The sequence below is a fragment of the Cohnella yongneupensis genome (genome assembly GCF_042655785.1).
Taxonomy (GTDB): domain Bacteria; phylum Bacillota; class Bacilli; order Paenibacillales; family Paenibacillaceae; genus Cohnella; species Cohnella yongneupensis.
This window is the reverse complement of record NZ_JBHSNC010000017.1, coordinates 122,766-134,991: the sequence shown is the minus strand read 5'-3', so window position 1 is coordinate 134,991 and position 12,226 is coordinate 122,766. Positions and strand designations below refer to the sequence as shown.

At 42.1% G+C, this 12,226-nt stretch carries 13 protein-coding genes; 10 read left to right on the top strand and 3 right to left on the bottom strand.

Translation table 11 applies throughout. The annotated features are described in order from the left end of the window. Positions 1-49: 49 nt before the first annotated feature. Entirely contained in the window at positions 50-340 is a 291-nt protein-coding gene (locus ACFPQ4_RS05970) for a helix-turn-helix domain-containing protein (protein ID WP_378110869.1), read from the bottom strand. A 358-nt stretch (positions 341-698) separates the two neighbouring features. Between ACFPQ4_RS05970 and ACFPQ4_RS05965 the strand changes: the two genes are divergently transcribed. Further along, a complete protein-coding gene (locus ACFPQ4_RS05965) occupies positions 699-1,484 on the top strand; it encodes an ABC transporter permease (protein WP_378110868.1) in 786 nt (261 codons plus the stop codon). Positions 1,485-1,496: 12 nt separating this feature from the next. Beyond that, complete coding sequence (locus ACFPQ4_RS05960; RefSeq protein WP_378110867.1) at positions 1,497-2,237, top strand: ABC transporter ATP-binding protein; 741 nt, start codon at positions 1,497-1,499, stop codon at positions 2,235-2,237. Between the two features lie 28 nt (positions 2,238-2,265). Here the strand turns inward: ACFPQ4_RS05960 and ACFPQ4_RS05955 are convergent, their stop codons facing one another. Together ACFPQ4_RS05955 and ACFPQ4_RS05950 are read right to left on the bottom strand one after the other, a co-directional pair. Further along, a complete protein-coding gene (locus ACFPQ4_RS05955) occupies positions 2,266-3,399 on the bottom strand; it encodes a hypothetical protein (protein ID WP_378110866.1) in 1,134 nt (377 codons plus the stop codon). Position 3,400: 1 nt separating this feature from the next. Next, on the bottom strand, positions 3,401-4,306 hold the full coding sequence (locus ACFPQ4_RS05950; RefSeq protein WP_378110865.1) for a hypothetical protein: 906 nt from the start codon (positions 4,304-4,306) through the stop codon (positions 3,401-3,403). Between the two features lie 161 nt (positions 4,307-4,467). Here ACFPQ4_RS05950 and ACFPQ4_RS05945 point away from each other — a divergent pair, with 161 nt between their 5' ends. The 8 genes from ACFPQ4_RS05945 to ACFPQ4_RS05910 all read left to right on the top strand — a co-directional run bounded on the left by ACFPQ4_RS05945 (position 4,468) and on the right by ACFPQ4_RS05910 (position 12,222). Beyond that, positions 4,468-5,535 carry a sulfotransferase domain-containing protein gene (locus ACFPQ4_RS05945; RefSeq protein ID WP_378110864.1) on the top strand — a complete coding sequence of 356 codons (1,068 nt, stop codon included), beginning with the start codon at positions 4,468-4,470 and terminating at the stop codon, positions 5,533-5,535. An 18-nt stretch (positions 5,536-5,553) separates the two neighbouring features. Next, positions 5,554-6,357 carry a PHP domain-containing protein gene (locus tag ACFPQ4_RS05940; protein ID WP_378110863.1) on the top strand — a complete coding sequence of 268 codons (804 nt, stop codon included), beginning with the start codon at positions 5,554-5,556 and terminating at the stop codon, positions 6,355-6,357. 189 nt (positions 6,358-6,546) lie between these two features. Then, positions 6,547-7,905, top strand: a complete 1,359-nt coding sequence (locus ACFPQ4_RS05935; protein ID WP_378110862.1) for an FAD-binding oxidoreductase — start codon at positions 6,547-6,549, stop codon at positions 7,903-7,905. Position 7,906: 1 nt separating this feature from the next. Continuing rightward, positions 7,907-8,644 (top strand): SDR family oxidoreductase, encoded by a 738-nt coding sequence (locus ACFPQ4_RS05930; RefSeq protein ID WP_378110861.1) that lies wholly within the window; start codon positions 7,907-7,909, stop codon positions 8,642-8,644. A 9-nt stretch (positions 8,645-8,653) separates the two neighbouring features. After that, positions 8,654-9,055 carry a divergent PAP2 family protein gene (locus ACFPQ4_RS05925; protein ID WP_378110860.1) on the top strand — a complete coding sequence of 134 codons (402 nt, stop codon included), beginning with the start codon at positions 8,654-8,656 and terminating at the stop codon, positions 9,053-9,055. A gap of 11 nt (positions 9,056-9,066) precedes the next feature. Next, positions 9,067-9,966: a decaprenyl-phosphate phosphoribosyltransferase gene (locus ACFPQ4_RS05920; protein ID WP_378110859.1), complete on the top strand. Its 900-nt coding sequence runs from the start codon at positions 9,067-9,069 to the stop codon at positions 9,964-9,966. 15 nt (positions 9,967-9,981) lie between these two features. Further along, a complete protein-coding gene (locus ACFPQ4_RS05915; protein WP_378110858.1) occupies positions 9,982-10,926 on the top strand; it encodes an NAD-dependent epimerase/dehydratase family protein in 945 nt (314 codons plus the stop codon). Positions 10,927-10,935: 9 nt separating this feature from the next. Further along, positions 10,936-12,222 (top strand): NAD(P)/FAD-dependent oxidoreductase, encoded by a 1,287-nt coding sequence (locus ACFPQ4_RS05910; RefSeq protein ID WP_378110857.1) that lies wholly within the window; start codon positions 10,936-10,938, stop codon positions 12,220-12,222. Positions 12,223-12,226: the final 4 nt, after the last annotated feature.

The window sequence follows — 12,226 nt, the reverse complement described above, 5'->3', positions numbered from 1 at the left end:
GTTTTCCCGTCAATTCGTGGACAACTAACACCGTCTAGTGCTGGACGAATTACGCTAGCTCTAACAGTAAGCTAAGCGTTACGCCGCTTTTGGCCATCTCTTTGTGAATGTACTCGTAATCTGGATGTTTGCGGCTGGGCGTCGGATCCACCTCAGCGAACAGACGTTGTCGAAGCTCCCCATCCGTTAACTCTTTCTCTAACGGCCATGAGATCCCCACTTCCTCTGAACGTTGAATGATTTTGGAGACGGTGTTGCGCGAGCAGGCGCAACTGGCAGCGATGTTGCGCTGACTGATCCCTTGAATATGGAGCCGCAGGATTTCACGATATTGGGTCATTGTATGACCTCCTCACGAATGATTTGCGATTGTCTTCCGACAACGCATAGAGTCATTCTAGCAGGAGGTTTAAGCGGTGGCTCTCACCACCGGAAGGGTGGCTCAAAAACGCCGGAGAGGTGGCTCTCACTCACCGGAACGATGGCTCAATTTGCTCCGGAGTATTCAGCGATAGAGCCTCGTGGGATGTCCTGGGGCGGCGAAGCTCGGCAAGACAAGAAAATCCAATTCGCGTCATGGAGTAAATTGGGGGCTGCTCAGTAGTTTCGGCGATTTCTTCATTAATCCGAGTGTGTTATAGTTAAGAAGTGCGCTTTATTGGGTTTTCGGAAATATCTCAGAACATGTAGGAGAGTTTATGGATAAATATACAGTAAACCTAAATGCAATGAAAAAATACTATTATTTACTTACATTATTGGTGAAAAAAGATATAAAGAAGAAGTATAAGGGATCTTTCTTGGGGATAATATGGAGTTTATTAAACCCATTACTTAATATGATTGTTTTAACTATTGTTTTTTCAACCCTATTTGATCAGAACGTTAAAAGCTTTCCGGTATACTTATTGTGCGGATCCCTATTATTCGGATTCTTTTCAACTAGTACTTCTGAATCCATGCATTCGATTATTTCGTCCGCTAGTTTATTTAATAAAGTATACATACCCAAGTATATTTTTACGGTGTCGCAAATTATTTCCAACTTCATCTTTTTTGCGATCTCTCTTATTGATTTAGTAATTATTATGATTGCTACCAGAGCAGAAGTAACAATGAATATTCTATATGCTCCTATATATCTTGTTTTGTTATTTATATTCACCTGTGGAATAGGTCTTTTGCTCGCAACGATAACCGTTTTCTTTAGAGACGTAGAACATCTATACGGAGTAATCACTACAATATTAATGTATACTTCGGCTATTTTTTATCCTGCAACAATTATTCCGGAGAAATACGGTCTTATCCTAACGCTTAACCCAATCCACTATTTCATCAAGGGATTTAGAGATGTTGTTTATTCCGGTGTGGCCGCAGATCCCAATAATCTATTGATTTGTACGTTTATAGCTGTTCTTTCCATGGTTGTTGGTGTAATCGTATTCGAAAGAAAACAAGATAAATTTATCCTCCACACTTAAAGAGGTTATGAAATGAAGACAGTAGAGATAAGCGTTGAAAACGTGTCAATGAAGTTTAGGCTCGCAAATGAAAAAGTGGATACTCTTAAGGAATATATAGTCAGAATGCTGAAGAAAGAAATTCGTTATTCTGAGTTCTATGCTTTAAAATCGGTTAACTTCGAGATATTTCGAGGTGAACGAATTGGGATCATCGGACATAATGGAGCGGGCAAAAGCACGTTATTGAAGATTATATCCGGTATTATCAAACCTACCGACGGAAAAATCGCCGTGAATGGTAACGTCGCACCGCTTCTTGAGCTAGGAGCAGGATTCGATTTTGATATCTCTGGTTCGGAAAATATATATCTGAATGGCGCGATACTCGGAAAATCAAAGGAGTATTTAAAGGGCAAGTACGATGAAATCGTAGAGTTCTCGGGGCTTGAGAGGTTCATTCATACACCAGTGAAAAACTATTCTTCGGGAATGCGGGCTCGACTTGGATTTTCAATTGCAACCCAGGTCGATCCCGATATTCTAATTTTAGATGAGATATTAGGGGTAGGAGACGAACAATTTAAAAGGAAAAGCTCCAATAAAATGATAGAAATGATGAACAGCGGTAAAACGATCATTCTTGTTTCTCACAGCATTGATCAGATTAGGAATCTCACGGATCGAGTAATCTGGATGGATAAAGGCGAGATTAAGGGGATTGGTGAGTCCAATCAAATTTGCGACTTGTATTTGAATGAAATGAAAAAGTAAATCCCGCTATATAATAGGGAAGACTATTTCAAGATCTTCCTACAATGCGCTTGATGGTATCACGCAGTTTGTAATACTTCGTTAACATTCGCCAACCATTGGAGCTGTATATTCTGCTTAGCTCTTCTCTGGAAGAATTTAGCTCCATATCACGATCACGTACTGCATGATTTAATTTCTCGTTCTGCATTTCAAGAACCCTAATAAACTCAACTGTCAATTGAAACCTCGGCAAAGCTTGTTTCTTTAGCCATTCAACACCTGAAACCGGAAGTCCGGGATAATCTAGAGTACTTGGAGCTTCAATCGATGTATCATTTAGCAAGTGATGATAATGTAAGGCAATTACTTCGCCAAACTTTCCGCTTTCCATTTCAGGAAGTAGAGACTCACAACTATTTAGTGGAAAATTATGGCCGGCAGGCAATTCGCGCAAAGTTAAGTTTGAGCCCCAAATTGCCAATGAAAGGCAAGCTTGGCTACTTCCCCAGTACTCGCTTCCAGCAACACTTACCAGGCCGTGCCCGGCTTCTATCCGTATTCCCTCATTAGCGAATGGCTTAATTCCTGCTTCAACAGATTTAAGAAAATAATCGGCCGTCCGCTCAAGTATGTTGCGGTTTCTTTGGACAACAACGAACCCACCATTATAACTAGCCTTCACTGTCTGACGATCGACTGTCGACACGACATACGGGAGCGCGTTATAATCGACCTCACATATGCTACATAAGTTTCTCCAGTAGACATCCCGAGGATCCCCTTCTCCTTTCGTACACATACCGACGAAACCAACCGGTCTTGCTGCTGCATCGTTACTTCCCAAGTCCAAATCTGGTTCTGCTAGAAATACGATATCACTGTCTAAAGCGACTAATATGTCCGCGGTCGACACTCTTTCATACTCCGCACAGGCAAGCACTCTGAAGCTTGTGCCATATTCCGGGCAAGGAGATTCCACAGTTAACGGAATGTATTTCACATTTAGTTTATTTAAACGCTTCAATGTCACATCATTCGGACGGCGATCAGGTCGCGGCGAAATCACCGCAATACCTGACAGAGCATAACGACCGCCGAACTGTCGGATACTTTCACACAGCATTAATGCCTGAGCTTCCAATATCCCTGCTTCAGCAATAATAATAAATTCAAGATTCATGTCAGTCCCCCGTAGAGTTTGATGTCCATCTGATGCCAAACCGCTCTGCTAATAGCTTCTCACTAGGAGCCGATAAGGCTTTTATCTGTCGCCTGAATTCCGCGGATACTGTTTGGGGGTAGCTGGTCGAACCCAACAGTTTATCTATGTAAGCGATTTTTGCCAACAATTCTTCTCTTGCTTCAGGAAGTTGAACACTGTTCATTCGCCGCACTAGATCGACTCCTAGCGGGCTTAAAGATTCGTTCATACGTGGAACATCCGGTAAAGTGGTATCGGAAACCCCGAGAATGGATCGCGCCTGAACCAGAATGTCAGCTGATTCATATTGGGTAACCACTATTGATTCTTTGCCAAACAAGGACTCGATTCCGTATATAAAATTCGCATAATCAAGCCGCTTGCGAAACGACGGATACTGGATGATATCCTCCATCGACAGCGACGTACCGTTTTCAGGTGTATACTTAGTGGGTGGATTTTTAACGACCTGCCCGTAGCGGGACAGTGCGAAAGCAAGTGGTTCTCGAAAGACGCACCATACCGAGACATCGAATAAATTAGCTAGATCGCTTAACATTCCTCGAGCTATTGCCGAATAGTTCGACCAATGGTTAAAGATCCCCTCGGTAGATAGCACCACTAATGTTGCACGTGACTTAACAGACATATCAGACAACTCGTCAAATTTGGAGCGAAAGCTAGCTCTGTCTTCTTCCAGTAAATGTTGCACAAGCCACTGATGTTTCTTCATCATTCCAGGTGCAATGTCCAAGTCAGGATATAGGATCCCTTCTTTCAAAAGCCGGTCGCGGTGAGCGAACATACTCTGTTGAAAGGTGGTCGTTCCAGTTTTAGGTGTTCCCGCGTGTATAAGTAGTTTGGTTTTTCTCTTAAACCCAAACAATTCCAATCACCTCCCGAAATAATTGCATTGTAAATATAGCCTTAGTACAGATTACTTCATCAAACCAGCTAGTATCAATCTAATTCGACATTTAACTTGTTATATTTCGAAATTGCATTTAGGATAGAGAAAAATGCATATAAATGGAGAGCTTGTAATCAATGATGAACGATCATAAAGAGAATAACAATGAAGTAATCTTGCATGTCGGTTTACATAAAACAGGGACGACTAGTATCCAGGAGACATTTTTTTTAAATGACAACAACAGACGTCTGGAAGACAAAGGGTACATCTATCCCAAATGCTGGACTGCAAATCACTCCGCTTCTGTTTATAGCGCGTTTTGCGACGATCCTACTCAATACCATGCCAATATTAGGAGTGGAGCGAGTGCTGATCAGATCAAATATAATAATGAGAGATATTTGAAGGATTTAAAAAAGGAATTGGAGGAAAGAGGGCTATCGAAATTAATTGTTTCGGGTGAAGATATATCTCTTCTTTCATTAGACAACCTGAATGCTTTAAAAGCATATTTAATAGCGGTGCATTCCAATAAGATTAAAGTAATGATATATGTAAGAGACCCATTGCACTGGGCTATAAGTACCATTCAGCAATTCATTAAAAACGGCAGACAAAATTATCAAAGCGCGTTAGCACTCATGAAACAAAGCATCGGAAATCTCTTTGAAGATCGTATTGGAAAATTCATGCATGTCTTTGGAAGCGAAAATGTACGTGTGTATTCATTCGAAGAGGCGGTTGTGCATGATTATGGCCCTGTGGGTCACTTTTTATCCGTAATCGGGATGAATCCTGAGGACATCGCTGAATTTAATATCGTTAAGGCTAATGAGAGCATCTCATTAATTGCGGGAGAAATCATTTCATATATTAATGAACGGATGCCCTTTTTTATAGATGGGAAAATGAACGAGGACAGAGCCAATGGCGATATTTATCCATTCATGAATGTAAAAGGATCTAAATTCGATATTGATTACACCAATAAGCAGATCCTATTGGAAAATAGCCAAAGCAGCATCGAATGGTTAAAGAAAAACTGGGGGATTGATTATTCTAGCAGCGAAGTATTGTCTACGGAACCATTGAACTCAAAACTTTCTGAAGAAAGAATCGAGGAAATTGTGCGGGCGTCTATGGAAGTGTCTGCAACGCTGAAGAATTTAGCAATAGAGTATATACAGATAAAGCAGCCTTGATTAAAAGGAGAATAATCGGTGATTATCGATAACGGAAAGTTCGACCTTCATATGCATACGACAGCATCCGATGGGGAGTATTCTCCAGCCGATCTCGTAAGAAAAGCGGCACCGCTTGATCTACGGGTCATTGCCATAACCGATCACGATACCTTAGATGGTGTTGCCGAAGCGCAAAGAATCGGCCGCGAGGTTGGCGTAGAAGTGATTGCTGGAGTGGAACTAAGCACCAAGCATGAGGGTAAAACAATAGATATTCTCGGGTACAAGCTGAATAAAGTCGAGGAGCTTAATCAGCTTTTGACAAGAATGCGTAGGGCAAGGGAAAGTCGCGCTCAAGTGATCATCGAAAAGTTTGCTGAGATCGGTATGCCAATTATGATGGACGATATTATGGAGTTTAGTCAGGGAGGCGTAATCGCGCGTCCTCATATCGCCAAAGCCGTCGTAAAGAAGGGCTATGTAGCGGATTATCAGCAAGTATTCGATGAATACCTTGCAGACGGGAAGCCGTGCGCGATCGATAAGACGATTATTACGCCAGAAGAAGCTATAGAGCTAATTCATGATGCCGGGGGAAAGGCAGTATTAGCTCACCCGGTATATCTCAAAGACGATGAATTTGTCGAAACGCTATTACGTTTTCCATTCGATGGCATTGAAGTATGGCATCGGAGTCATAATCCTGAAGATGTAAGCCGGTATAAGGCGCTTGCCCGCAAGTATCAGATTCTCATGACAGGCGGTTCTGATTTTCATAATGATGATCACCAATTAGGGAGTTTTGGTTACACAGTGGAAACCGATAAGAAGAAAATGTAAATATTTTGAATAACTGGGTTGACTCGCACTACGCAAAAAGACGACTTCTGTTCAATTTCGAATAGAAATCGTCTTTTTCTTCGTAAAGCTACTGGAAGGTTAAGTATAGGCATTATTGTTCACACTATGATAAACTTAGTTTGATATATTTCGACACCGAATGCGTTTTCTCGGGAGGGTTTGAGTCACATGAACGGGGCAAAGAAACAAAAGATGAGCGGATGGGGTCGTTATCCCGTTCAAGAGAGTTATGTAGTGAGACCTGAGAATTATGACCAATTGAGAGAGAGTGCCTCCTCTTTATCCTTAAAAAGTTATCTTGCATACGGTATGGGACGCAGCTATGGAGATTCTCCACTAAACAAAGACGGCGGTCTGATCATTACAACCAAGCTCAATCACTTTATCTCTTTTGATGAACAAACGCTAACGTTAGAGTGCGAAGCAGGCGTTTCGTTTGAGGAAATCCTGGATGTGTTTTTGCCGAAAGGTTACTTTCTTCCTGTTACACCGGGAACTAAGTTCATTACGGTTGGCGGAGCTATAGCGAATGATGTTCACGGGAAAAACCATCATATTGATGGCGCCTTCTCGCAGCACCTTCTAGACTTCACGCTGCTACTGGCTTCTGGAGAAGTACTCCGCTGTTCGAGAGATGAGAACGTTGAGTTGTTCTGGGCAACTATCGGAGGAATCGGTTTAACCGGCATCATACTTACAGCAAAGTTCTACCTGATTCCGATCGAAACCGCTTATTACGATGTGCATTATCAACAGGCTAGGAATTTGGATGAGGCGTTGCGATTATTCAACGAATCCGATGATCAATACCGTTATTCCGTGGCTTGGATAGATTGTCTGGCAAAGGGCTCATCCTTAGGGCGAAGTGTGTTGATGCGCGGAAATCACGCAAATCTTGCAACAGTAAAAAAGAGAGATCCACTTCAAATCCTACATAAGACCAAACTGTCAATTCCGATAGATTTTCCATCTTTCATACTTAATAAACTAACCATTAAATCTTTTAACTCTCTTTATTACAACATACACCCCAAGGACTCGCACAAAATCGTGGGCTATGATAGTTTTTTCTATCCTTTGGATTCGATTCACCAGTGGAATCGCATGTATGGAAAGAAAGGTTTCGTGCAATATCAAGCGGTATTTCCCCCTGAGACGAGCCACCAAGGCTTAACAGAGATGCTAGAGTGTCTAAGTAGTTCCAATAGAGCCTCCTTTCTAGCGGTACTGAAAAGTTCTGGAGCAGAAAGTGGTGGTCTACTCTCCTTTCCAAAGAAGGGTTACACGTTAGCGCTAGATATACCCATAAATAATGACGCTATCTTTTCCTTCCTTTACTCGTTAGATGAAATTGTAATTCGTCATGGGGGTAGGGTGTATTTGGCGAAAGATTCAACATTGGCACCGGAACACTTTGCAGCCATGTATCCGAGCTTGGAGCGTTTCAAACAAATTAAAAACCGGGTTGACCCTGATCATGTGTTCTCTTCATCCATGGCCAGACGGCTACGGATAGTGGAGGGTTAATATGAAAAACGTCCTTGTACTCGGTGCGACTTCTGGCATAGCCCAAGAAATCGTAAAACAGTTAGCGAATGATGGAGTTAATCTTGTTTTGGCTGGAAGATCTGAGAGCGAGTTAGGCAGATTGCAAGGAGATTTGCGGGTTCGTCACAATGGGAACTTTCACGTAGCCAATTTTCAAGCAACTGCTTTTGAAACACACGTTTCCTTCTTTGACGAGTGTGTTAGAAATCTTGGCCATTTGGACGGTATTATACTTTGCTATGGTTATATGGGCGACCAGCAACAATCGCAAGTCGACAACAACTTGGCTAAGGAAGTCATTGATGTAAACTATACTTCCTGCGTTTCCATTCTACACATTGCTGCCCAATATTTCGAGGCAAGGAAAAGCGGGTTCATCTGTGCCATATCCTCAGTAGCTGGTGATCGAGGCCGCCAAAGTAACTATATCTACGGATCGGCCAAAGGAGCGCTTTCCCTGTTTCTACAAGGACTAAGAAATCGATTGTCCAAATCAGGAGTAAACGTCCTTACGGTAAAGCCTGGCTTTGTAGATACGAAGATGACGTTCGGGCAAGAAGGGCTGTTTCTAGTTGCAAAGCCGGAGCGTGTAGCTCGAGACATCATTAAAGCTATTCGTAAAAACAAATCCATCTTATATACGCCATTTTTCTGGAAGTGGATCATGCTCATTATCAAGTCGATTCCGGAACGGATTTTCAAACGATTATCCTTATAGAGGTGTTTTATGTATTATTTTTTAGCCCCGATGATCGCTTGGTTTGTGGCAGGAACGCTCAAATATTGCATCAATTATATGCGGTTCGGTAAAGAAGCCAAGAGTCGTGTCGGTAATGGAGGGTTTCCAAGCAATCATACAACGATTGTAACAACCGTTACTTTCATGATTGGATTTCAGGAAGGGTTTTCAAGTCCAACTTTTGGTCTTGGTGTCGCTGTAATTATGGTAGTGATTATCGATGCTACAGGGCTTAGAAGACATGTCGGGAACCATGCTGTCAGCCTCAATCAATTATCGGTGGGTGAATCGAAGAAGCACCGAGAAAGCATGGGACACACCAAGCTTGAAGTGTTGGGCGGGTTGTTGTTAGGAATTCTACTCGGATTTCTATTTCATTTATTTATTTAGGAGTGAAAACATTGGAGCTTCAAACGACAATACCTGCTTCAAATCCCACCTACTCAAACGTTTTTAAGGGATTGGTGAGGGAGCTCCGCCCAAAACAATGGACTAAAAATTTATTGGTGTTTGCTTCTGCAATGTTTGCAGGAACCATGCTGGAGCCCTCTAACCTTATTAATGCTTTTATTGCATTCATATGCTTTTCATTTATGGCCAGCACTATTTATATCATTAATGATATCGTTGATTTGGAGAAGGATCGTCTGCATCCTGACAAATGTCATAGACCGATCGCTTCTGGAGCGGTTACGGTGTTCCAAGCGATTATAACTGCAATTGTTTTGTTCGTAACATCGGCAGGTCTTGGCTTGTTTGTTAATATAGAGCTTTTGTTGATTTTGGGTGTATATTTCGCATTGAATCTTGCATACAGCCTTCGACTTAAACACGTTGTAATCATAGATGTTATGATTATCGCCTTTGGTTTTGTTCTACGAGCTGCTGCTGGAGCATTTGCGGTAGGCCTTTATCTGACCCCGTGGTTTGTATTGTGTACCTTATTACTTTCCTTGTTCCTTGCACTTGGTAAGCGCAGGCACGAGCTTGAACTTTTTACGAACGATCCATCGCGTAGAAGAAAGGTTCTTGACTTTTATACGGTTAAATTATTGGATCAGTTAATGGCAATTGTTACAGGCGTCGTTATCATGTTTTACTCTATGTATGCCGCTACTGAGCAGCCGGCCATGATGTATACCATCCCATTTGTTATCTACGGAATTTTCCGCTATTACTATTTGGTGCACATGGAGAATGGCGGCGGTAAACCAGAGGAGATTCTGTTGACGGATCGCCATATCCTCGTAACGATCGTTCTTTTCGGCGTAGCCGTGATCTATGTCAAACAATTCGTTTAGTTCCTTGGAGGCGTAATGGCAGACTTCAACTTGAAAATAATCATCCCCGGTGCAGCTGGACTTGTTGGACAAAATTTGATCATCCTGCTGAAAGAACGCGGGTATCGCAATATTGTTGCAATTGATCAACACCCCTATAACTTAAAGTATTTACGGGAATTGCATCCAGATATAGAGATTATTCAGGCGGATGTTTCCAAACCTGGAGAGTGGATCGAGTCGTTTGAGGGCGGGGATGTATTGATTATGCTCCAAGCCCAGATTACAAGTAAAACAGCTGAACCGTTTGTTCAAAATAATATCGTCGCAACAAAGCATATTTTGGAAGCGTCAAAAAGATTCGCTATTCCCTATATCGTCCATATCAGCTCTTCAGTTGTTATTTCAGTTGCAGATGACGACTATACAAGAACAAAAACTGAACAAGAGGAGATCGTAATTAACAGTGGGTTTAATCACTGCGTATTAAGGCCCACATTGATGTTCGGATGGTTTGACCGCAAACATTTAGGCTGGCTGTCCAGGTTTATGAAGGTCACACCCGTATTCCCTATCCCGGGTGATGGTAAATTCATGCGACAGCCTTTATATGTAAAAGACTTTTGCCGTGTAATCATAGCATGCATGGAACAGCGACCGGACGGAGGAGTCTACAATATCACTGGCAAAGAGCGCATTGATTATGTGGATATCATTCGCACTATCAAAAGGATTAAGAAACTGCGGACATTCATCTTGCATATTCCAATGGGCCTCTTTTACTATTTGTTGAAGCTATACGCCGTATTTAGCAAGAAACCACCTTTTACCGCTGACCAATTGAAGGCGTTAACCGCAGGTGACCAATTTCCTGAGGATCCTTGGTGGAAAGAATTTGATATAACGCCGACACCATTTGACCAAGCAATGTGGGAAACCCATCATGATGCAAGATACAGTAGCTATATTTTAAAACGATGAGGTGCAGACATGAAACGAATTGCAGTGATCGGTGCTGGTGCAATGGGACTGGCTTGCGCCTATGATCTCAGCAAACAAGGGTATACTGTCGACATTTACGAAAGAGACGATCGGATAGGCGGGATGTCGGCTTCGTTTGATTTTGACGGAATGCCTATTGAACGATATTACCATTTCGTTTGCGCGCCGGACTATACATTGTTCGATGTCATGAAAGAGTTGGGGATCTATGAGAAGTTAAAATGGGTAGAGACTAAGATGGGTTTCTTCTATGAAGGAAAGCTTTATAAATGGGGGAATCCACTATACTTATTAACTTTTCCAAAGGCATCGTTAATTGCCAAGCTGCGTTATGGACTTCACATCTTTCTGACTAGCAAACGTAACAAGTGGGATTCGTTAGATAAAAAAAAGGCTTCGGAATGGATTCGTTCTTGGGTCGGCCGAAAAGCATATGATATTTTTTGGCGTCCATTATTTGATTTGAAATTTTATGAGTTAAGTTCCTCAATTTCTGCGGCATGGATAGGGACACGAGTTAAGAGAGTAGGCGTATCTCGCAAAAATATTTTTACAGAGCGAATGGGTTATATTGAGGGTGGATCCGAAACTTTGCTTCAAGAGCTTAAGCATAAAATTGAAGGAAATAATGGAAACATATATCTTCAACGTGGAATCGATGAGGTCGTTATTGAGGCAGGCAAAGTGAAAGGTATTCACTCTGCAGGCGAATTTATCGCTTATGATCAAGTTGTATCCACAGTTCCACTCCCTTATGTGCCGAAAATGATACCAGCATTACCGGATCAAATAAGGCAACAAATCGCCTCAGTAGATAACATAGGAGTCGTATGTGTTATTCTCAAATTGGCTAAGCCACTCTCTGAAAACTTCTGGATGAACATTAATGATTCCCGTATACAGATTCCTGGTGTTATTGAATATTCCAACCTTTATCCGCTGCAGGACAAAGTTGTCTATGTTCCATTCTACCTTCATGCAGACCATCCGAAGTATAAAGAATCGAACGAATCGTTTTTGTCGGAAGTCATCTCTTATATGAAGATGTTAAATTCCGACTTTGATGAAGATTGGATAAAAGCGATGCATGTACACAGGTACCAATACGCCCAACCGGTATGCCCGCCTGGATTTCTGACCATGCTGCCTTCGATGAAATCGGAAGTGAAAGGCCTCTATATGGCAGACACTTCCTATTATTACCCCGAAGATCGATCGATTTCGGAAAGCATGCGAGTCGGGTTGGAGCTTGCTGCGCTCGTAAGGGAAGGTTGATTCC

Coding starts and splice junctions, on each gene's coding strand:
- ACFPQ4_RS05910 (WP_378110857.1), top strand. CDS start 10,936: ATGAAACGAATTGCAGTGATCGGTGCTGGTGCAATGGGACTGGCTTGC.
- ACFPQ4_RS05955 (WP_378110866.1), bottom strand. CDS start 3,399: ATGAATCTTGAATTTATTATTATTGCTGAAGCAGGGATATTGGAAGCT.
- ACFPQ4_RS05930 (WP_378110861.1), top strand. CDS start 7,907: ATGAAAAACGTCCTTGTACTCGGTGCGACTTCTGGCATAGCCCAAGAA.
- ACFPQ4_RS05945 (WP_378110864.1), top strand. CDS start 4,468: ATGATGAACGATCATAAAGAGAATAACAATGAAGTAATCTTGCATGTC.
- ACFPQ4_RS05915 (WP_378110858.1), top strand. CDS start 9,982: ATGGCAGACTTCAACTTGAAAATAATCATCCCCGGTGCAGCTGGACTT.
- ACFPQ4_RS05925 (WP_378110860.1), top strand. CDS start 8,654: ATGTATTATTTTTTAGCCCCGATGATCGCTTGGTTTGTGGCAGGAACG.
- ACFPQ4_RS05970 (WP_378110869.1), bottom strand. CDS start 340: ATGACCCAATATCGTGAAATCCTGCGGCTCCATATTCAAGGGATCAGT.
- ACFPQ4_RS05960 (WP_378110867.1), top strand. CDS start 1,497: ATGAAGACAGTAGAGATAAGCGTTGAAAACGTGTCAATGAAGTTTAGG.
- ACFPQ4_RS05965 (WP_378110868.1), top strand. CDS start 699: ATGGATAAATATACAGTAAACCTAAATGCAATGAAAAAATACTATTAT.
- ACFPQ4_RS05935 (WP_378110862.1), top strand. CDS start 6,547: ATGAACGGGGCAAAGAAACAAAAGATGAGCGGATGGGGTCGTTATCCC.